This is a genomic window from Haloprofundus marisrubri (assembly GCF_001469955.1).
Classification (GTDB): domain Archaea; phylum Halobacteriota; class Halobacteria; order Halobacteriales; family Haloferacaceae; genus Haloprofundus; species Haloprofundus marisrubri.
Window position 1 is genome coordinate 97,397 of the sequence record NZ_LOPU01000034.1, and the last position, 20,238, is coordinate 117,634.

The following is a 20,238-nucleotide window of genomic DNA, read 5'->3' on the forward strand; positions in this document are numbered from 1 at the left end:
TTTTCGGGCGTGAGTAGACTGGCTGAAAGAGAATCTGTTTTCGGGTGTTCGTTCGGCGACTTACGTCCCGTGCTGCCAGCTACCCATGTACTCGCGTTGTTCGTCGGTGAGTTCGTCGTGGTCGACGCCCTCGGCGTCGAGTTTGATTTCGGCGACGCGACGGTCCAGTTCGTCGGGCACGTCGTGGACACCGGCGTCGTACTCGTCGCCGTTGTCGACGAGTTCGCGGACACAGACGGCCTGCACGCCGAAGCTCTGGTCCATCACCTCGGCGGGGTGGCCCAGCGCGATGGGTGCGGCGAGGTTGACGAGGCGGCCCTCGGCGATGACGTTGAGGCGGCGGCCGTCGTCCATCTCGAACGCTTCGACGCCGTCTCGGGCCTCGTAACGGTCGACCGCGAGGTCGTCGAGGTCGTCGAGGTTCACTTCGATGTCGAAGTGGCCCGCGTTGGCGAGGAGAACCCCGTCTTTCATCTGCTCGAAATGCTCGCGGGTGACGACGTCGCGGTTGCCCGTCGTCGTGAGAATCACGTCGGCTTTCTCGGCGGCTTCGGCCATCGGCAGCACCTCGTAGCCCTCCATGTGCGCTTCGAGCGCGCGGCGGGGTTCGACTTCGGTGACGATGACGTTCGCGTTCTGTCCGGCGGCTTTCTTGGCGACGCCCTTCCCGCAGTAGCCGTAGCCGGCGACGACGACGTTCTTCGACGCCCACGAGAGGTTCGTCGTCATGGCGATGGTGGCGAGTGAGGACTCGCCAGTGCCGTGGATATTGTCGAACAAGCGTTTCATCGGCGTGTCGTTGACGGCGAAGATGGGGTATTCGAGCGCGCCGTCTTCGTCCATCGCGCGCAGGCGGTGGACGCCCGTGGTGGTCTCCTCACAGCCGCCGACGATGGTCTCTATGAGTTCCGGATACTCCTCGTGGACGACTTTGACCATGTCCATCCCGTCGTCGACGGTGATGGTGGGTTCGTGGGCGACGACCGAGTGGATGGCCGCGTAGTAGTCCTCGTCGTCGACGCCGCGGACGGCGTACGAGGAGATGTTCTCGTGGGCGTCGAGCGCCGCGCTCACGTCGTCGTGCGTCGACAGCGGGTTGCAGCCCGTGATGGCGACTTCCGCGCCGCCGTCGGCGAGCAGTTCGACGAGGTTCGCCGTCTTCGCTTCGACGTGCATCGCCATCCCGATAGTCTGTCCCGCGAAGGGTTTCTCGGCCTCGTACTCCTCGCGCAGGGCGGTGAGAATCGGCATGTGCTGCAGCGCCCAGTCCATCTTGCGTCGGCCCTCCGCGCGGGCGGCCTCGACGTCGTCGAGATGTTCGCTCACGGGAGCGTAACTCGTGCTCATGGCTGGGGCTTTGCTCACCGCGCTCAAAACGGTACCGAAGGCGGTGACTCAGCGGGTGCCGAGCGTGGCGTCCGGAACCGAACTCGATGGGAGGTAAGCAGAAGGGGGACCGGAAAGCGAGAGGGGAGGACCGAGCCGTCAGCGAGAGTGGTCAGTGAGTCGAGTCGGTGGCTGTGGTGGTGCTTAGGCGTCGGCGGGCACCGTCGGCCCGTCTACTGCAGGCCCGTTGTCGAGTTCGGGCGAGTCGCCGCCGTTACCGTTTCCGTTTCCGTTGCTGCCCTTCTTTCCGTTCTGTCCGTTCTGTCCGTTCTCGTTCTTCTCGTCGGTCTCGTCGGTCTCGTCCGACTCGTCGTCTACGTTCTTACCGTTCGCGTTGCTCGGGTGGTCGTCGCCCTTCTCGGCGCCGTGACCGTTTCCGTTACCGACTTTCGACTGGTTGCCCCGGTCAGCGTTCTTGCCCTTGTCTGCGGGCGGGCCCGCGTGGTCGGGTCGCTTCTCGTCGGCTTTCCCGGGGTTGTTGCCGCGGACGAACTCGGAGACGACCTGTCCGATACCGCCCTCACCGTCGTCGCCGAGGACGCTCTGGACGAACGAGGAGACGCGCTGACCGAACGACATCGGTTCCTCGTCGGCGACAGTGAGGTTCGCCGTCGTCTCGACGGTGTCGTTGTCGGTGGTCGCCGTCACGGTGACCGTGACGTTCTCGTCGGGTTCCGGCAGCGAGACGCTGCCGTTCTCGCCGGTCGTGTACGTGCCGAGACCGGAGTAGTTACCCTCGGCGGCGACGTCGACCGTCGCGTTCGGAACGGCGGTACCGTTGTCGGTCACTGACACCGTCGGTTCACCGCCGTCGTCCTGCGAGACGGAGACCGACAAGCCCTCGCTCGTCGACGGGGCGAGTTCGACCGATTCGGTCGTCTCCAAGGACCCGTACGTGACGTTCAGCGTCACGTTCGTGGGCGAGTCGGGTTCCGGCAGCACGACGCTGCCGTTCTCGCCGGTCGCGTACGTCCCTTCACCGGAGTAGTTGCCGTCGGCGGTCACGTTGACGGTGGCGTTCTGCACCGTCGTCGCGTTCTGTGTGACCGTGACCGTCACTTCCGTGTCGTCGTGTGCCACGTCTACGTCCAGCGGGGCGTCCGCTGCGAGCGCTCCCGCGACGCCCGGCGCGAACGCCGTGCAGAGGAGAACTAACGCAAACGTGAGAGTCACTTTACTTGAACTCATCAACGTGCCCGACATCAGAGTGGTAGATAAAGGGGGCCTGTCGTTCACCCGGTTCGGTTCGTTGAAAACGGCCGAGAATCGTTTATAACCGTTCAAACGACTTTCTAAGGCGCTGATTTTTCACTAGAAGATGAATGTCACGAACGCTTAGGTGGCTCGGTCGAGCGCCGCCCGCGCGTGTTCGGCCGCACGGCGAATCACCGCCGCTTCGTCGAGCGTAAGCACCTCTCGGTCCCGCATCAGCAGCTCACCGTCGCAGACGGTGTGTCGGACGTCCGACCCACGAACCGCGTACGCGAGGTGGCTCACAGGGTCGTGCGCGGGCGTCAGATGTGGGGCGTCGAAGTCGACGACGACGACGTCGGCGTTCGCCCCCGCTTCGAGGCGGCCCGAGTCGAATCCGAGCGCATCTGCTCCGCCGCGGGTCGCCATCTCGACGACCGTCTCGGCGGCGACGGCGCTGGCGTCGTCGGCGGCGAGTTTGCCGACCATCGCCGCGTCGCGCATCTCGTCGAACAGGTCGAGGTCGTTGTTCGACGCCGCGCCGTCGGTGCCCAGTCCCACCGAGACGCCTGCGTCGAGCATCTGCTGGACGGGCGCAATACCCGAAGCGAGTTTCATGTTCGACGCCGGGCAGTGGATGACGCTCGTCCCCCGTTCGGCGAGCAGTTCTATCTCCGTGTCGTCGACGTGGACGCCGTGGGCCAAGAAATCAGATTCGCCGAGCATCCCGAGGTCGTCGGCGTATTTCAGGGGTCGCTCGCCGCGGTCGTCGACGATGGGGTCGACTTCCTCGGTCGTTTCGTTGCCGTGGTAGTGGACGGGAATCCCGAGTTCGCGGGCGCGGGCGACCGATTCATGCAGTTCGTCTTCGCTCACGGTGGTGAGACTGTGCGGCATGTACGCCGTCGACACTCTGCCTCCCGCCGCGCCGTCGAACTCGGCGGCGACGTCGAGGCTCTCGTCGATGTCGGCTTGCGCCGCTTCGTCGTCCTTGCCGACGGTGACGACGCCGTGGCCGAGTCGGGCGCGCAGTCCCGCCTCTTCGACGACGTCGACGATTTCGGGGACGTGAAAGTACATGTCGGCGAACCCGGTCGTCCCCGAGCGAATCATCTCCACCATCGCCAGTTCCGCGCCGACGCGCACGTCGTCGGCGGTGAACGCGCCTTCGACCGGCCAGATATCCTCTCTGAGCCACGTTTCGAGGGGTTTGTCGTCGGCGACGCCGCGAAGCAGCGTCATCGGGACGTGCGTGTGCGCGTTGACGAGACCGGGCATCACGAGGCCGCCCTCGGCGTCGAGGGTCTCGTCTCCCTCGTCGGTGTCGCCGACGGCGAGAATCTCGCCCGACTCGGTGTCGACGAGTACGTCGCCACGTTCGACCGACAAGTCGGGAAGCAGCACCTCGCCACCGGTAATCTGGAGCGTCGTCATGGCCCACGGTACACCGGAGGCGACCAAAGGCGGTCCGGTTCCGTGGACGGAATCGCTCACCTCGGAGGTGAAAGAAAGTGTCTGCGGGATACACTTATCAGATGGGGTGATTGATATCTCGGTATGGCTGTCACAGCCTCCCCGCTTCGACGACTCGTCGTCGGTGACGAGGACGCCGTCGAGTGGCTTGCCCTCATCCCCCTCCTCTTTACCGCCGAGTGTATGGGCGTCGTCGTCTGCCGGATGCTCGGCTTGTTCCCGCTGGTGGTGGTCCCCGGTGCGGTGGTCACGCTGGCGTTGATGGTCGTCCCCTCGGCGCTGAGCGCGGCCAACGGCGGCGGTCTGTTCGGAAGCGTCGTCCTCGGTCTCGCACCCGTCTCCGGTCTCCAGTTGGCGCTGAGCGGCGAGGCACCGCTCGGTATCGACGTCGCAACGATGGCGAGCGTCGGCGTCGTCGCCGGCATCGGTCTCGGCGCAGTCGGATTCGTCGTCGGCGCGGCGCGGCGGTGACCGGTCGACTCCGTGAGAGAGAGGGAAAGACAGTTCTCCTGCGCCCACGAGCATCCGGTATGCGAATCGCCGTGCCCAACAAGGGCCGCTTGCACGACCCGTCGATGGACCTGTTGGAACGCGCCGGACTCCACGTCGAGAACGGCGCGGCCCGGAAACTGTACGCCGAGACGGTCGACCCCGAGGTGACCGTCCTGTTCGTCCGCGCCGCCGACATCCCCGGTTACGTCCGCGACGGGGCCGCCGACATGGGAATCACCGGCCTCGACCAAGTTCGAGAGTCGGGCCACGAACTCTCCGAACTCCTCGATTTGGGCTTCGGGAAATGTCGACTCGTGCTCGCCGCCCCCGAGGACGGCGAGATTCACTCCGTCAGCGACATCGAAGGCAAGACCGTCGCCACCGAGTTTCCGCACGTCACCCGCGAGTTCTTCGCGGCGCGTGAGGTCGACGCCGACGTGGTCGAAGTGACCGGCGCGACGGAACTTACTCCACACGTCGAGATGGCCGACGCCATCGTCGACATCACGAGCACCGGGACGACGCTGCGGGTGAACCGTCTCGCCGTCGTCGAAGAGGTACTGGCGAGTTCGGTTCGAGTGTTCGCTCGTCCCGACGTGGTCGACGACGAGAAGGTCCAGCAGGTGACGACGGCGTTCGATTCGGTGTTGGCCGCCGACGGGAAGCGCTATCTGATGATGAACGCGCCGAAGTCGCGGTTGGACGAGGTACGCGACGTGATTCCGGGAATGGGCGGGCCGACCGTGATGGATATCGCGGGTGCGGAGGCTGACGGCGACGACGCCACCGTCGCGGTCCACGTCGTCGTCGACGAACGCAAAGTGTTCGAGACTATCGGCAATCTCCGCGAAGTCGGTGCGTCCGACATTCTCGTCACCGAAATCGAGCGTCTGGTAGAGTAACGCGGCCAAAGAAGAATTCCATTCAGCGCCGCCGCAGGTCGGGTTCGGTGAGTCCCGAGTAGAGTACGACCTGTCCGTAGCGTCGCTTCGCCCACGCCGCGACGACCAGACACCCGAGCGAGAGCGCCGAGACGCCGAGCAGTCCCGCCTCGGGGCCGAACGCGCCGCCGGTGTAGAGCGCGGGACCGTGGTGGTTCAACACCAGAAGCGACGCCGCCGGGTCGACGCCGGTGACGGGCAATCCAAAGACCGGCCCCTGAAACAGGTTCCACGAGACGTGAAACCCGACCGGGAGCGCGATTTCGCCGGTGAGAACGTACGCGAACGCGAGGAGAACGCCCGCGAACGCCACGCCGAGCGTGCTGAGTATCGTCGCGTTCGGGTTGACCGCGTGCAAGAGTGCGAAGAGGGCCGCCGAGGCGACGATTGCGCCGCCGACGGCTCTGTCGGCGTCGAAGTCGGCGTGGCCGAACAGCCCTTCGGCGAGGTTCGTGACGACGTAGCCGCGAAACAGCAACTCCTCGTGGAAGCCGACGAAGACGACGAATGCGACCGACAACAGTAGTTGTGGGAGCAACGCCGACAGCGGTGCGCTGAGCACACCCTCGACGCTCACCCATCCGGCGGCGTACTCGACGAGAAAGACGAGCGTCATCAGCGCCGACCCGAGGCCGAACCCGACGCCGAGGTCGGTCCACCAGTCGCCGTCGACGTGGAGGCCGAAGTCGGCGAAGTAGCGCCGGTCGAGAAACGTGCCGCTGAAGGAGACGGCCGCGATGGTCGCCGTGCCCAACAGCACGAGCGGTGCGAACTCCGAGACGAGTACGGCACCCTCGCCGAGGGCGGGGTCGGCCCCATCGCCGGGTGTGGCGAACGCGACGAAGACGAACCACCCGGTGAGCGTCAGCGCTCCGACGAGAAGTGACGTCGCCACGATACGCCACGGCGCGCGCAGGCGTCGCTCGTCGAGGTTCCACAGCACTTTCGGGACGATACCGTTCACCGGGCGCTCACCCACCCGGGACCGACCGACGGTGAGGCGGTCGCAGGCGTCTGCGACCGTACCCCCGCGGACGAACAGCGCGTCGAACGACGAAGAACGTCCATATCGTTCTTCTACTCACGAACGTCCTACTTGTATCTATCCGTCGTCGAACAAGCAGTTCTCGGCGGTCGAAACGCGTCAAACAGTGTTGTGAACCGCTGAGACGCTGTGCGTTCGTTCCTTTCGAGCCGACCGCCGATTAGCCGGGCGCGCTCTGCCAGAGCGCGAGCAGGCTGAAGACGAGCGCACCGAGGATGATGGTGACGACGAGGTGGATGGCCACGACGTACAGCGTCAGTCGCCACGGCCGGTCGTAGAGGTACTTTATCAGCGCGGCGTCGGCGGCGAGAGCGAGCGGCAGCGCCAGCGCCGCCGAGACGCCGAACGTCGTCGACAGCACCGCGATACCTGCCGGGAGCGGACCGACGCCGAAGGCGTTTCTGATGGCGACGTCGCCGAGAACGTTGCGCGCGGCGATGTGCGCCGTGACCGAGAGAAACAGCGCGAACAGACCGACGGTGCCGGCGATAGCGACCGGACTCCCGACTGTCGTCTGCAACGGAACGACCATGCCGACGCTTCGGACCCCGACCGTATGGTGTTTTCCGAACACGACGGCTACACGCTCGTCGTCAAGCGCGAGCCCTATGGTCGGAACTGCGAGGAGTGCCCGCACGGGCCGTACATCTATCAGGTGAGCGAAGAGAAAATGCCGAACGGCGAGCGTCGAACGCGATGGACGCTCATCGGCCGCGTCGAGGAGTAATCAGTCGAGGAGGCCGAGTTCGGAGAGACGGCTGACGATTTTGTCGACGGCGTGTTCGGCGTCGACCGGTTGCTTGCCGCCCGTGATGACGAGTTTGCCGGAACCGAACAGCAAGGCGACGACTTTCGGTTCGTCGAGACGGTAGACGAGACCCGGGAACTGCTCGGGTTCGTACTCGATGTTTTCGAGACCGAGACCGATGGCGATAGCGTTGAGGTTGAGGTTCCGCCCGAGGTCGGCGCTCGTGACGATGTTCTGGACGGTTATCTCGGGGTCGTCGTCGACGGGAATCTGGAGTTCGCGGAGTTTGTCGAAGACGATACCCAGACTCTCGTGGACGTCGTCGGTCGATTTCGCACCGGTGCAGACGATTTTGCCGGACCGAAAGATGAGCGCCGCCGACTTCGGGTTCTGGGTGCGGTAGACGAGACCCGGGAACTGTTCGGGGTCGTAGTCCGCACCTTCGAGGTCCATCGCGACGCTCTGAAGGTCGAGTTCCTGCCCGATTCCCGTGGAAGCGACCACGTTCTCGATGTTGATGGTGTCCTTGGGGTCACTCATGGAGCGATTTAAGTATCGTATTTAAGGTTTAAAAAGGTTGGTGCAGGCGTTGATAGGTTCGGTTTCCGGCAGTTCGTCCGATTTCGGGTCGTTCGAGGGGTCATTCGGAGCGACCGCTCGCTCGAACCGTTCGACACGCTCATACGTCGGCCCCGACAGATTCGACCGTGTACTGTTTGGAACTCGCGGGCGAGGACGACGCGTTCGCCGCCTACGAGGCCCGCGCGGCCGCCGGAGAACCCGAACTCGCCGCCCCGGGTGTCGCCGTCGCGCGAACGCTCGACCGAGCGCGCGCGAGAACGCTCGCGTACACCCATCGTGCGAGCGATCTGGTCGGCCACACCGACGCCAGCGTCGAGAGTGCCCGACTCCTCCTCGAAGCGGCGTCGCTGTCGCGGGAGGGGACCGTCGCCGTCCGTGCGCGCGACGTTCGCGGCGAGAGCGACGTCTCGACGGGCGACACCGAACGCGAACTCGGCGGCGTTCTCGTCGACCGCGGCTACGCCGTCGATTTGGACGACCCCGACAACGTTCTCCGGGTGGTTTTCGCGGACGACCGCTGTTTCGTCGGCTGGCAGGTCGTCGAGAGCATCCGCGACTACGGAGACAGGAGACCGACCGACCGGCCGTTCTTCCAACCGGGGAGCATGGCTCCACTGGACGCCCGAGCGTTCGCCAACATCGCCGGCGCACAACCCGGTGCGACGATTTTAGACCCGATGTGTGGCACCGGCGGCACGCTCATCGAGGCGGGACTCGTCGGCGCGACGCCCGTCGGCGTCGACGCACAGAAGAAGATGGCCGCCGGCGCACGGATAAATCTCGACGCGTACGTCGACGGCGACGCTCACGTCGTCCGCGGCGATGCTACCGCTCTGCCTCTGCGTGACGACGCCGTCGACGGCGTCGTCTTCGACGCGCCGTACGGCCGCCAGTCGAAGATTGCGCGGCACTCGCTGCGTGACCTCGTTTCGGGAGCGCTCGAAGAGGCGTACCGTGTCGCGCCGCAGGGCGTTCTCGTCGCCGACCGTTCGTGGCACGAGGAAGCAGAGAACGCGGGGTGGACAGTCGAGGAAACGTTCGAGCGGCGGGTGCATCGCTCACTGGTCAGGCACGTCCACGTGTTGCGACGCGACGAGTAAGCCGCTCCGACGCAACGATTAGGGCGCACCGACGCGTCTTCGGCGGCGATACAGGTAGTAGCCGAGCGCCGGGAGCGAGACGACGTACAGTGGATAGAACAACGCTGCGACAACGTTGCCGACGCCGCCGAGCGCCCACGCCCACGACGGCCGCCAGCCGTAGTCTCCTCGGCGGAGCGCCCAGGTATCGAGTACGAGCATCGTGAGGACGCCGAATGCGACGAAGACCGCGAGCAACTGCGCAGCGAACGTGAGCAACAGCCACGAAATCACCAGCGTGTCGGGAGGACTGCCGCCCGCGTTCAAATAGGAACCGCCGCCGAACAGCACGACGCTGAACGTCGAAAGCAGCGACAAGAGCGGCACGAGCGGAAAACAGGCGACACCGAACCACCAGCGGGGCGCGGCGGGAGTATCCGATGACCGACGAGATTGTGATTGGAGGGACACGTCACCCGATTCACAGAACGCGGGTATGAGGGTTTCGTCAGGACTGGCGCGCGACGACGGTCTCGCCCGCCCGGACGCGCTGACCCTTCTTCACACAGACGTCGGTCGCGTCGAACCGCTCGGGAAGCAACACGTCGGCACGACTACCGAAGGCGATGTGGCCGATTCGCTGACCGCGTTCGAGCGAGACGCCGTCCTCGACGTAGGGGTGAATGCGCCGGGCGAACGCGCCCGCGATGAGCGACACCTCGAACTCGCCGCAGTCGACGTCGACGCGTTCGTTTCGCTCCGAATCCTTCGAGAACGCCGGTTTGTGCGCGCCGGGTCGATGCGTCACCGACTCGACCGTCGCGTCGGCGGGCGCACGGTTGACGTGGACGTTCGTGACGTTCATGAACACGCCGACGCGGACGCGGTCGTCCTCGCGTCGAATCACCGAGACACGTCCGTCAGCGGGCGAGACGAATCCCGAGTCGGGTGCGACGCGTTCGGGGTCGCGGAAGAACCAGAGGACGAACAGCGTCACCGCGATGAAGAGCAGTCCGAGCGGCGGCACGAAAACCGAGAGCAGCACCGCGAGAATCGCAGGCGGAAGCGCGTAGCGTCGCGTCGACGGGGCGAACTGTCGGGGGACGGCCGCCGAGAGGCGTGCGGGAAGCGAGGCCATCTACGCGGCCCCACCCGCGGGCGACCACTCGGTGAGCAAGTGACAGACGTGGATTCGGTCGTCGCTCCCCGTCGCCAAGTCGAGGTCGACCTGTCCGGCGAGTCGGTGCAGGCGGGCGAGTTCGTCGCCGCTGTAGTCGGTTCGGGCGACGCGGAGCAGTTCGCCGAGCAGTTCCTGTCCGCCGTAGCCTTCGTCGAGAAGGTCGTCGACACCCTTCCGGGCGGCTTTGAACTCGCCGGCTTCGGCGTCGGCGAGCACGCCGCGGAGCGCCTCGTCGTCGCCGACGTCGCCGAGGGTCTCGAACGCCGCGTTCATCGTCAACTCGTCGGCGGCGACGGCCGTCGCCTGTGCGCTGAGAATCGCCTTCCGGAGATTGCCGCCGGCGAATCCGGCGACGTACTCCAGACCGTCGTCGTCGTACTCGATTTCCTCGGCGTCGACGATATCGCGGAGCACGTCGACCATCTCGTCGGTCGTCGGCGCGCGAACCGGGACCGGGAAACAGCGCGAGCGAATCGGCGGAATGAGCTTCGTCGGCTGGCGCGTCGTGATGACGAACTGTGTGGTCCGGTGGTGTTGTTCCATCACGCGGCGAAGCGCCTGCTGGAAGTCCTCGCGGATGGCCTCGGCGTTGTCGAGGACGATGGTTTTGTACTCGCCGGAGACGGGCGCGTAACTCGCCGACTCCTTGAGCACGCGGTTTATCATGTCGCGTTTGGCCATCCGACTGCGACCGGAGAGAAACGACTCGAAGCGGGGGTCCTCGCGGAGTTCCTTTTTCGTCCGAGTGAAGAAGTCCGCGACGTTGATTTCGACGAGGTCGTTCTCTACGTCGTCGTGCGTCTCACGGGCGAGCGCACGGACTGCTGCGGTCTTGCCGACGCCCGGCGGACCTTGAACGACGAGGTTCATCGGTTCGTCGACGGTGCGAGCGAGTCGCTCTCGAACCGCCGCCTGCGGGAGGTCGGCGAGCTCCGGTGCGTGCGCATCGGTCCACAGGGGGGCGTCCATTTGTCCGATATTGTCTGTAACGACGTAAGAATCGGTCGGTTCAGTCGGGCGACGGCAACGACCACCGGCTTCGATTCCGAATTTCAAAAAAGACCCCCCGGGATGTTCCAGATTTTCGCAGTCTGCCGAACTCAGCGTTCGTACTCCCGGCTACGCTCGTATCGCTCCCGGCTCGACCGCTGGACGCGTTCTCGGGCCCCCTCGTACGTCTCGGTTTCGAGCAGTCGCTCCAGTTTCTGCTCGAACATCTCGTCGGAGAGCTCTCCGCGTGCGTAGCGTTCGCGGAGCGTCACGAGCGGGTCTGTCTCCTCCTCCTTCTCGTCGTCGCTGGCGTCACTCGTCGCCGACCAGTCGAACATCTCTTCGAGCGACGCCTCGAACGACGAGAACCAGTCGTCTGTTTCCTCCTCTTCTTCGCCGAACAGCAACTCGACGAGCGGGACGAACACGACGAACCCGAGTATCCAGATGAGAAAGAACAGTTCGAACCCACCGAACAGCGCGAGAAAGCCTGCGCCGAGGACCAGAAGCGAGGCGATTTCGGTCGCGTTCGTTCGAGCGCGCTCTGCCGGGGAAGCCATAGCGGTTCTACTCGCGCTCAGACCAAAAACCAGTCGGCGAACGCGACGGTGAGTGCACCCTCAATCGACTGCGACGACGTATCCGACACGGGTTTAGTCCGCCCCCGTCTCAGAGCCTGTATGTCGATGCGCGTGACCTTCTTAGGAACCAGTGGGGCCATCCCGACGACCCAACGGGCCCCCAGCGCCATCCTCCTCAACCGGGAGGGCGAGCGCCTGCTTTTCGACTGCGGCGAGGGAACTCAGCGGCAGATGATGCGCTTCGGAACCGGCTTCGGGGTCTCACATCTGTTCGTCACACATCTCCACGGTGACCACATCCTCGGGATTCCCGGATTGATACAGTCGTGGGACTTCAACGGCCGCGAAGAGCCCATCGCAATCCACGCCCCCCGCGGGTCGAGAGAGCACATCGAGAATCTCGTCCACGCCGGCGGCTACCGCCCGAGCTATCCAGTCAGAGTCCACGAGGTGAGCGCCGGCGCGACGGCGCTCGAAGGCGACGAGTACGAGGTACGGACGTTCGAGACGAACCACCGGACGCGCTCGCAAGGGTACGCGCTCGTCGAAGACGACCGGCCCGGGCGGTTCGACCGCGAGAAGGCCGAAAAACTGGGGATTCCGGTCGGCCCGAAGTTCGGAAAACTCCACGAGGGCGAGGCCGTCGAACTCGACGACGGGCGGGTCGTCGAACCCGAGGAAGTCGTCGGCGACCCCCGACCGGGCCGAAAGTTCGTCTACACCGGTGACACGCGCCCGGTACAGGCGACGGTCGATATCGCCGAAAACGCGGATTTGCTGGTTCACGACGCGACGTTCGCCTCCGACAACGCGGGTCGCGCCCGACAGACGGCGCACTCGACGGCCGCCGAAGCCGCCGACGTCGCCCAGCGTGCGGGTGTGAAGCGTCTCGCGTTGACTCACGTCTCCTCGCGCTACGCCGCCGACGTGTCGCAGTTGGCCGCAGAAGCGACGGAAGCCTTCGACGGCGAGTCGTTCGTCGCCGAGGACGGCCAGCGCGTCGAGATTCCGTATCCGGACGCCGAGTGAGTCAGCGGCGGTCGGTCGACGACTCCTCGGTGAGAGTCCCCTCGGTGTCGAGTGCCGCGTCGTCGATATCGCCCTCATCGGCCGCCTCACCTCTCTCGTCGGCCGCACACGCGCGACAGTACCGGTTCTCGCCGTCGTCCAACAACACCAGCGGGACGCCCGCGACGACGAACTCGCGGACGAATCGATGGGACTCGCCGGCGGTCACGCGTCGGTCACAGGCGACGCAGTCGAACTCTAACGTGGAGCCGTCGGCGTCGATGCCGACGCCGTCGTCTCTCTCGGCAGCGTTTTCGGTACTGCCGAGCGGTCGACAAACGACGCGTCTCGCTGGGCCGAACGTCGTCCGCGAATACGCCGTCGGTTGTATCAGGAGAACCGCCGCACCGACGACCAAAGCGAGAAATCCGAGGAGGAAAACGACGCGGCCGACAGAGAGGAGGAGTCCGCGAAACGCGACAGCGGCGACGAGAACGAAGAGAGTGAGTGCGACGGGCAGTACGGGGAACTGACGGGACACGGTGTCTCAGTTCGCGGTACTGTTCGTCGTGTTTCCGGTCGTCGTCGACGTCGTCTGTTGGGTGTTGGCATCGCCGTCGATGTTTCTGACGAACTGCGGGTAGCCGTTCTCGCCGACGGGGATGTACACCGTGTCGGTCTCGTCGAGACGTTCGATGTACTGTTGAGTGAGGATGCGGTCGTTGAGCGATTGGCTCACGACGCGGTTGGCCTCGGCTTCACCTTCGGCTTCGATGCGTTTGCGGTCGGCTTCCAGTTTCTCGACTTCCAGTTCGCTCTGTTTCTGTTGGCGACGCTGTTCGGTAATCTCCTTCTGTTCGACGGCTCTGGCGTACTCGGCAGGGAGTTCGACGTTGCGGACCTGAACCGCTTCGAGGATGAGGCCGTCGGGGGCGAACTCCTCGGCGAGCGTCTCTTCGGCGGCTTGTTTCAGTGTCGCCTGTCCTGCACCGGTGTACACGTCCGTAACGGGCAGACGGCCCGCCTCCGTTCGCAGTGCCGACCGAATCGACGGCCGGATGAGACGTTCCTCGGCGGTGTCGAGGTTTCGGTAGTTCTTGTAGAACGTGACGGCTTTCGCGCTGTCGACGCGGTAGCGGACGGTCACGTCGATGTCGACGCGGAGGCCGTCCTCGGTGAGCACGGTGATGGCGTCGTCACGCGTCGCTTCCTGTCCTTCACCCTGCTGGGCGGACATCGTGTACGACTGCGGACGAACCGAGAGACTCGTCGTCGACTGCGAGACGGGGTTGACGAAATGCAGGCCCGGTTCGAAGACGGTACCGGTGGTCGCACCCCACTTCTTGACGACTTTCACGTTACCTTCTTCGACGGGTTCCCACGCGAGGATGCCGGCGATAGGTGCGGCGATGACCAAGAGCGCGAGAGCGCCGATAAGGAGGTACTTGCGGAGGGCTGCCGAACTCACGTCCGGCGGGTCGGGGTCGTAACTCATACTACATCCTGAAATTCGTGTACTTCGACTTGTTTGTTTGGGAACAGAGCGTCGGCGACTGGAGAACGGGAGTCGGTCGGGTCAGGTCGAGTCGAGTCAAGTCGGGGTGAGTCGGGTCGGGCCAGGTCGAGTCGGGTCGATTCCGGCGTGGGGTATTTACTGACAGACCACTTATTCCGTCAGCGTGAACGCTCGGACGCGTGCGCTCGACTCCGTCGTCTTCGGCGTCGACATCCAGAGCGGTGACGTTCGTGGAGATGCGCCCTCCTACGCTCTCGTCGTTCTCGACGGCGACGAAGTGGAACGTGACGTAGTCTCGCTGCGGAAGCTGAGACGACTGGTCGAAGCGCGAGAACCGGCGATGCTGGCGACGGACAACATGTACGAACTCGCCGCCGACAAGGACGCACTCGTCCACTTCCTGCGGTGGCTCCCCGAGGGAACGAAACTGGTGCAAGTGACCGGCGCAGAGCGCCCCGAACCGCTCTCGCGGGTCGCCTCCCGCCACGGCGTCCCCTACGGCAAGAAGCCGATGAAAGAGGCCGAGGCGGCCGCCCGCCTCGCACTCGGCAACGTCGGCTACGAAGTGAGCGCCTTCACCAACACGACGACGGTGAAGGTTTCGCGCGGCCGCTCGACGGGCAAGGGCGGGTGGAGTCAGGACCGCTACACCCGCCGCATCCACGGCAACGTCAGGCGTCGCGCCCGCGAAGTCGAGTCGGAACTCGACAAAGCCGGTCTGGAGTACGACAAGGACGTAACCGAGAAGTACGGCGGCTTCTCGAACGCTATCTTCACTGTCGAAGCCCGCCCCGGCGACATCCCCGTCTCGGCGAACCGTTCGGGCGACGTGCGCGTCGAAATCGAGCGCGAACGCCGCGACGGCGTCGAGTTCGAACCGCTCGTGAAGCGCCGCGACCGCGTCATCGTCGGCATCGACCCCGGCACGACGACCGCCGTCGCCGTCGCGGACCTCGACGGGAACGTCCTCGACGTCTACTCGACACGCACCGACGACACCGCCGGCGTCATCGAGTGGCTCATCGAACGCGGGCGGCCGACCATCGTCGCCGCCGACGTGCATCCGATGCCCGAAACCGTCGAGAAGTTCCGTCGGAGTTTCGAGGCCGTCGGCTGGGCACCGCCGAAAGACCTGCCCGTCGACGAGAAACTGCACCGAACTCGGGATATCGACTACGACAACGACCACGAACGCGACGCGCTGGCGGCGGCGCTGTTCGCCTACGACGCCCACGAGGACCAGTTCGCTCGCATCACGCGGAAGGTGCCCCCGAACGTCGACCGCAGCGAGGTCATCGCCCGTGTGTTGGCCGAAGAGGAGTCCGTCGAAGCCGTACTCAGAGAACTGGACCCGAGGGTCGAAGACGAGACGGAGGCCGAATCGACGCACGAACCGCGCGAACTCACCGAAGACGAAAAGCGCATCAAGCGTCTCGAACGGCAGGTCGAACGCCTCGAAACCCACGCAGACGAGTTGAAGACGCGACTGGAGACGAAAGACGAGACCATCGACGAGTATGAGAAAGAACTCTCGGACGCTCGCCGGAACGAACGACGCGAGGCGCGCGAGCGACGCGAAGTCAATCGTCTCGAACGCGAGAACGAGCGGTTAGAGCGCGAACGCGACAAAGCCGAAAAGAAAGCCGACGAACTGGAGCGAAAGCTCGACCGACTGAAGACGCTGTGGAAACTCGACCACTCGAACTTCGCGGACGTGGCCGGCGACCGGGACTTGGTCGCCGTCAAAGTCGTCGAACAGTTCACGCTGGACGGCATCGAGACGGCCCAAGAACAGTTCGGACTCGCCGCTGGAGATGTCGTATACTTCCGCGACGCCAGCGGTGCGGGTCGGCGTACCGCCGAACTGCTCGCGGAGACGGACCCGCGAGTCGTCCTCCGCGAAGGCGGCCTCTCGGACGCCGCCGACGAAGTGCTGTTCGAGGCCGACATTCCGGTCGGCCCCGCCGAGGACGTCTCTATGCAGGAAGTCGACGAACTCGCGGTCGCCCGCGAGAGCGACGTAGAGGCCGTCATCGACGACTGGGAGGAGCGTGCCGAGGAGCGTCGCCGCGACCAGAACTCGGCGATGGTCGACGAGATTATCTCCGAACACCGCGCGGAGAACCGCGGGCGCTGAGTCGTCGCTCGAAGGAACGGGAGGGCAAACAGACGGGACAGCGGATAGTCGAACCCGCGGAGCGGCGTCCCGTACACCCGCCTCGACTCGCTCCGCGCCGCGTTCACAGCACGATGTGGGGTGGGTCCCGTCACCCGATTTGAACCTTCGGACGGCGTGCGAACACACTTCCAGAAGTCATATCCCACATCCGGCGCTCGGTACGAGTATGGACGCCTACGACAGAATCACCCGGAACGCCTCCGAGGTGGTCACCGAGGACGAGGTGCGCACGCTAGCTGAATCACCCGACGGGAAGCGGGCGTACGTCGGCTACGAGCCTTCGGGCGTCCTCCACATCGGTCACATGCTGACGGCGACGAAGCTCATCGACCTCCAAGAGGCAGGCTTCGAGGTCACCGTGCTTCTGGCCGACGTTCACGCCTACCTCAACGACAAGGGCACGTTCGAGGAGATTCGCCAGACTGCAGAGCGGATGAAAGAGCAGTTCATCGCCTACGGTCTCGACGAGGAGCAAACCGAGTTCGTGCTCGGGTCGGAGTTCCAGTTCGACCGCGAGTACACCCTCGACCTCCACGCACTCGAACTCAACACCTCGATGTCGCGCGCCGAACGGGCGATGTCCGAAATCAAGAGCGGCGAGACGGTCAAAGTTTCCCAAGCAGTGTACCCGCTGATGCAGGCGCTCGACATCGTCTACCTCGACGTCGACCTCGCCATCGGCGGGATGGAACAGCGAAAAGTCCACATGCTCGCCCGCGACACCCTGCCGAGCATCGGCGAAGATTCGCCGACCTGTCTGCACACGCCGCTCATCGCTGACCTCGGCTCCGGCGTCGGCAAGATGTCCTCCTCGAAGGGCGTCACCATCTCGATGGAGGACTCGACAGAAGACATCGAACAGAAGGTCAACAGCGCGTACTGCCCGCCGACGGCGGACCCCGAACCCGACGACGAGGGGAACGACCGCGAGAACCCGGTGCTGCAAATCTTCGAGTACCACGTGTTCCCGCGCTTCGAGACGGTGGTCGTCGAACGCCCCGAGAAGTACGGCGGCAACCTCGAGTACGACGACTACGAGTCGCTGGCGGCGGACCTCGAATCCGGCGAGTTGCATCCGGCGGACGCAAAGGGCGCACTGGCGAACTACCTCGACGAACTCGTCGCGCCGGGCCGCGAGAAGATTCGCCAAGCGACGCAGTGAGTTCGGAGACGATTCAGTAGGCAACGCAGTGGTTCGGCGGGCGACGGAGTAACCCGGTTTTCAACTATTTAGGCGAAGCCGAACGCTTGCATGGCGCTTTTGACGATTCCTTGAGCGACGAGGCCGACGCCCGCGAGAACGAACGCGAGGCCGGCGGCGACGATGGGTGCTTGGTACGCGACGATTCCGAGTCCGGCTAAGAGCAAGACGACACCGAGGATACCGGTCGTACCGAGTCTCTTGAGCATGCGCTCACCTCCTCGCGTTCGCGCGGTAAAACCACCGGTTGTGTCGGCCCACGAGTCGACTCTCGACTCGTTTGTCGGCGATCGCCGAGCGCCGAACGCGGCGACGGCGGTTTTAACAGTTGGGCCGACGAACGCCCCAGTATGAGCGAGAACGAAGGGCGCAACAACCTTCGAATGCCGAACGACGACGAGGAGTTCGCCGTGGTGACGAACATGCTCGGCGCGAACCGCGTGAAGGTGCGTTGCGCGGACGGCACGGAACGAACCGCTCGCATACCGGGCCGGATGCAGAAACGCATCTGGATACGCGAAGACGACGTCGTCCTCGTCGACCCGTGGGACTGGCAGGACGAGAAAGCCGACGTGACGTGGCGCTACAAGAAACAGGAGGCCGACCAGTTGCGCGAGGAAGGCCACATCCAGTAGCCGGGCCGACACGGTGTTTTTCCGAGCGTACGACACCAGCGTGAGCCGCTGCACTCGTCGTGGAGGCGACAGGACGAACAGGCCACGCACCACCGTCACACGTGTGGGTCTTTTAGTGCCCGCGCTCGTAGCTTCGTGTGAATGACAGACGAGTTCGGCCTGATAGAACCCGACGCCGTCGACGGCTTCGGAGACGAGTGGGAGGAGATAGACGTCTCCGACACGGAGGCCGACCGTATCGCACGCCGGCGGGACCGCGAGTTCGACCAGTTCAGAAAGCGCATCAAAGACGCCGACCAGTTCAAAGTCGAACAGTCGGTGTTCGACGACGCCACCTTCGCCGCCATCTACAAACTCGTCCAAGACGGCCACATCGAGGCGTTCGGCGGGCCCATCTCGACGGGCAAGGAGGCGAACGTCTACGAGGCGCTCGGCGACGACGACACCGACGTTGCGGTCAAAATCTATCGAATCAACGCTTCGAACTTCCGGCAGATGCGCGAGTATCTCGAAGGTGACCCCCGCTTTCGGGGCATCGGCAACGACAAGGGGAAAATCGTGCTCGCGTGGGTCCGAAAGGAGTACGCCAACCTCGAACGCGCCCAGAAGGCGGGCGTCCGCGTTCCGACGCCCATCGCCGTCGAACGCAACGTCTTGGTGATGGAACTCGTCGGCCTCGTCGAAGACCGCGCGCGCCGCCTCGCCGAGGTGAACGTCGAGAACCCCCAAACAGCGTACGAAGTCGTCCGCGAGTACATGCGCCGCCTCCACAGCGCCGGCCTCGTCCACGGCGACCTCTCGGAGTACAACATGATAATCCACGAGGGCGAACTCGTCATCATCGACCTCGGGCAAGCGGTGACGGTTCACCACCCCAACGCCGGAGAGTTCCTCGACCGCGACTGCCGAAACGTCGCCAACTTCTTTTCCCGACAGGGTCTCGACGTGACCGGCGAAGAGTTGCACGAGTACGTCACCGACGTCGAACCCGACCCGTAGTCGTTCGTCGACGACAGAACCAAGCCTCCCGACGACGCCAGCGGTGGTATGACCGACGAGTCGGAGACGCGCACCGTCGAACACCGACCACCCGAAGAGGCGTTCTCGCTTCTGGCCGACGAGACGCGACTCGCCATCCTCCGTGAGTTGTCCGGCGTCGACGAACCGCTCGGGTTCTCGGCGCTCCGCGAACGCGTCGGGGTCCGCGACTCGGGCAAGTTCAACTACCACCTGAAGAAACTGCTCGACTCCTTCGTCCGCCGCAGCGACGAGGGGTACGAACTCACCCTCGCGGGAACGCAAGTCGTCGGCGCGCTGTTGGCAGGAACGTACACTGCCTCCGTCTCGCTGGACCCCATCGAAACCGACGGCGCGTGCCCCGAGTGCGGTACGGCGCTCGTCGCGGCGTACGAGGACGAACACGCGAAGATTCGGTGCAGCGACTGCGGCAACGTCAGGATGTCGTTTGCGTTCCCACCGGGGAGTATCGAACAGTACGACCGCGAGGAACTGCCCCTCGCGTTCGAGCGGTGGGTGTTCTCCGAGTTCGCGCAGGCGACCCGCGGGTTCTGTCCGAACTGCTCGGGACGCTTGGAGGCACGACTCGAACTCAACGAAGACGAACCGGAGGTCAAAAGCGCTATCGAACGTGAAGTGGCGTATCTCCGGTACCACTGCGACCGCTGCGGCAACAGGATGCTCGTCAGTGTCGACACGCTGGCGGCGACGAACTCGTCGGTCGTCGTCTTTCTCGCCGACCACGGCGTCGACGTCGACGATATCCCTTCGTGGGAACTCGACGAGGTGCTGAACGCGAACGTCACCGAAATCGTTTCGAGAGACCCCCCACGCGTCCGGGTGTCGTGCGAACTGGACGGCGAGTCAATCGGCGTCGTCGTCGACGAAACGGCCCACATCGTCGACATCGAACGGTCCGACGCGTAAATATCAGCCCAGATACAGAACCGTCGTTCTGTACTCGATACTACAGAACTGTAGGTTTGCTATCACT

Annotated in this window: 23 protein-coding genes; 10 read left to right on the forward strand and 13 right to left on the reverse strand. The window is 64.7% G+C overall.

From position 1 onward, the window contains the following. Positions 1-60: 60 nt before the first annotated feature. The 3 genes from AUR64_RS17485 to AUR64_RS17495 form a co-directional block, all read right to left on the reverse strand. Complete coding sequence (locus AUR64_RS17485) at positions 61-1,347, reverse strand: adenosylhomocysteinase (RefSeq protein ID WP_058583249.1); 1,287 nt, start codon at positions 1,345-1,347, stop codon at positions 61-63. Between the two features lie 183 nt (positions 1,348-1,530). Continuing rightward, positions 1,531-2,574: a hypothetical protein gene (locus AUR64_RS17490; RefSeq protein WP_058583250.1), complete on the reverse strand. Its 1,044-nt coding sequence runs from the start codon at positions 2,572-2,574 to the stop codon at positions 1,531-1,533. A 147-nt stretch (positions 2,575-2,721) separates the two neighbouring features. Further along, positions 2,722-4,011, reverse strand: a complete 1,290-nt coding sequence (locus AUR64_RS17495; protein ID WP_058583251.1) for an amidohydrolase — start codon at positions 4,009-4,011, stop codon at positions 2,722-2,724. 123 nt (positions 4,012-4,134) lie between these two features. Between AUR64_RS17495 and AUR64_RS17500 the strand changes: the two genes are divergently transcribed. Together AUR64_RS17500 and hisG are read left to right on the forward strand one after the other, a co-directional pair. After that, positions 4,135-4,521 (forward strand): hypothetical protein, encoded by a 387-nt coding sequence (locus AUR64_RS17500; protein ID WP_058583252.1) that lies wholly within the window; start codon positions 4,135-4,137, stop codon positions 4,519-4,521. A gap of 59 nt (positions 4,522-4,580) precedes the next feature. Continuing rightward, entirely contained in the window at positions 4,581-5,444 is an 864-nt protein-coding gene (gene hisG, locus AUR64_RS17505) for an ATP phosphoribosyltransferase (protein ID WP_058583253.1), read from the forward strand. 22 nt (positions 5,445-5,466) lie between these two features. On the opposite strand, the gene AUR64_RS17510 is transcribed toward hisG, so the two are convergent. Further along, positions 5,467-6,447, reverse strand: a complete 981-nt coding sequence (locus AUR64_RS17510; protein WP_058583254.1) for a CPBP family intramembrane glutamic endopeptidase — start codon at positions 6,445-6,447, stop codon at positions 5,467-5,469. 241 nt (positions 6,448-6,688) lie between these two features. Next, positions 6,689-7,060 (reverse strand): DUF7473 family protein, encoded by a 372-nt coding sequence (locus AUR64_RS17515; protein ID WP_058583255.1) that lies wholly within the window; start codon positions 7,058-7,060, stop codon positions 6,689-6,691. Between the two features lie 24 nt (positions 7,061-7,084). Here AUR64_RS17515 and AUR64_RS20635 point away from each other — a divergent pair, with 24 nt between their 5' ends. Further along, positions 7,085-7,255, forward strand: a complete 171-nt coding sequence (locus AUR64_RS20635; protein ID WP_155120651.1) for a hypothetical protein — start codon at positions 7,085-7,087, stop codon at positions 7,253-7,255. On the opposite strand, the gene AUR64_RS17520 is transcribed toward AUR64_RS20635, so the two are convergent. Continuing rightward, positions 7,256-7,816, reverse strand: a complete 561-nt coding sequence (locus tag AUR64_RS17520) for a TATA-box-binding protein (protein ID WP_058583256.1) — start codon at positions 7,814-7,816, stop codon at positions 7,256-7,258. A 176-nt stretch (positions 7,817-7,992) separates the two neighbouring features. Between AUR64_RS17520 and AUR64_RS17525 the strand changes: the two genes are divergently transcribed. Then, on the forward strand, positions 7,993-8,958 hold the full coding sequence (locus tag AUR64_RS17525) for a methyltransferase domain-containing protein (protein ID WP_082230846.1): 966 nt from the start codon (positions 7,993-7,995) through the stop codon (positions 8,956-8,958). 18 nt (positions 8,959-8,976) lie between these two features. Here the strand turns inward: AUR64_RS17525 and AUR64_RS20165 are convergent, their stop codons facing one another. The 4 genes from AUR64_RS20165 to AUR64_RS17545 form a co-directional block, all read right to left on the reverse strand. Next, the gene (locus tag AUR64_RS20165) at positions 8,977-9,408 is read right to left on the reverse strand and encodes a hypothetical protein (RefSeq protein ID WP_240479630.1); all 432 of its coding nucleotides are present in this window, start codon (positions 9,406-9,408) and stop codon (positions 8,977-8,979) included. 37 nt (positions 9,409-9,445) lie between these two features. Further along, entirely contained in the window at positions 9,446-10,075 is a 630-nt protein-coding gene (locus tag AUR64_RS17535) for a protein sorting system archaetidylserine decarboxylase (RefSeq protein ID WP_058583258.1), read from the reverse strand. Continuing rightward, entirely contained in the window at positions 10,076-11,086 is a 1,011-nt protein-coding gene (locus tag AUR64_RS17540) for an AAA family ATPase (RefSeq protein WP_058583259.1), read from the reverse strand. It lies immediately after the preceding gene. A gap of 131 nt (positions 11,087-11,217) precedes the next feature. Continuing rightward, positions 11,218-11,667 (reverse strand): SHOCT domain-containing protein, encoded by a 450-nt coding sequence (locus AUR64_RS17545; protein ID WP_058583260.1) that lies wholly within the window; start codon positions 11,665-11,667, stop codon positions 11,218-11,220. 120 nt (positions 11,668-11,787) lie between these two features. Between AUR64_RS17545 and rnz the strand changes: the two genes are divergently transcribed. Beyond that, positions 11,788-12,717 carry a ribonuclease Z gene (rnz, locus tag AUR64_RS17550; RefSeq protein ID WP_058583261.1) on the forward strand — a complete coding sequence of 310 codons (930 nt, stop codon included), beginning with the start codon at positions 11,788-11,790 and terminating at the stop codon, positions 12,715-12,717. 1 nt (position 12,718) lies between these two features. Here rnz and AUR64_RS17555 read toward each other — a convergent pair whose 3' ends face one another. Both AUR64_RS17555 and AUR64_RS17560 read right to left on the reverse strand, forming a co-directional pair. Next, positions 12,719-13,237 (reverse strand): hypothetical protein, encoded by a 519-nt coding sequence (locus tag AUR64_RS17555; RefSeq protein WP_058583262.1) that lies wholly within the window; start codon positions 13,235-13,237, stop codon positions 12,719-12,721. A gap of 6 nt (positions 13,238-13,243) precedes the next feature. Continuing rightward, positions 13,244-14,191: a prohibitin family protein gene (locus AUR64_RS17560; protein WP_058583263.1), complete on the reverse strand. Its 948-nt coding sequence runs from the start codon at positions 14,189-14,191 to the stop codon at positions 13,244-13,246. 184 nt (positions 14,192-14,375) lie between these two features. Here AUR64_RS17560 and AUR64_RS17565 point away from each other — a divergent pair, with 184 nt between their 5' ends. After that, positions 14,376-16,349 carry a DUF460 domain-containing protein gene (locus tag AUR64_RS17565; RefSeq protein WP_058583264.1) on the forward strand — a complete coding sequence of 658 codons (1,974 nt, stop codon included), beginning with the start codon at positions 14,376-14,378 and terminating at the stop codon, positions 16,347-16,349. A 208-nt stretch (positions 16,350-16,557) separates the two neighbouring features. Next, positions 16,558-17,553 carry a tyrosine--tRNA ligase gene (locus AUR64_RS17570; protein WP_058583265.1) on the forward strand — a complete coding sequence of 332 codons (996 nt, stop codon included), beginning with the start codon at positions 16,558-16,560 and terminating at the stop codon, positions 17,551-17,553. Between the two features lie 68 nt (positions 17,554-17,621). Here the strand turns inward: AUR64_RS17570 and AUR64_RS17575 are convergent, their stop codons facing one another. Next, the gene (locus AUR64_RS17575; protein ID WP_058583266.1) at positions 17,622-17,801 is read right to left on the reverse strand and encodes a DUF7470 family protein; all 180 of its coding nucleotides are present in this window, start codon (positions 17,799-17,801) and stop codon (positions 17,622-17,624) included. 141 nt (positions 17,802-17,942) lie between these two features. On the opposite strand from AUR64_RS17575, the gene eif1A reads away from it, so the two are divergent. The 3 genes from eif1A (at position 17,943) to AUR64_RS17590 (ending at position 20,171) form a co-directional block, all read left to right on the forward strand. Further along, positions 17,943-18,227 carry a translation initiation factor eIF-1A gene (eif1A, locus tag AUR64_RS17580; RefSeq protein ID WP_058583267.1) on the forward strand — a complete coding sequence of 95 codons (285 nt, stop codon included), beginning with the start codon at positions 17,943-17,945 and terminating at the stop codon, positions 18,225-18,227. Positions 18,228-18,368: 141 nt separating this feature from the next. Next, positions 18,369-19,226, forward strand: coding sequence for a serine/threonine-protein kinase Rio1 (gene rio1, locus AUR64_RS17585; RefSeq protein WP_058583268.1), 858 nt, complete (start codon positions 18,369-18,371; stop codon positions 19,224-19,226). A gap of 48 nt (positions 19,227-19,274) precedes the next feature. After that, positions 19,275-20,171 carry a winged helix-turn-helix domain-containing protein gene (locus AUR64_RS17590; protein ID WP_058583269.1) on the forward strand — a complete coding sequence of 299 codons (897 nt, stop codon included), beginning with the start codon at positions 19,275-19,277 and terminating at the stop codon, positions 20,169-20,171. The last annotated feature ends 67 nt before the right edge of the window (positions 20,172-20,238 follow it).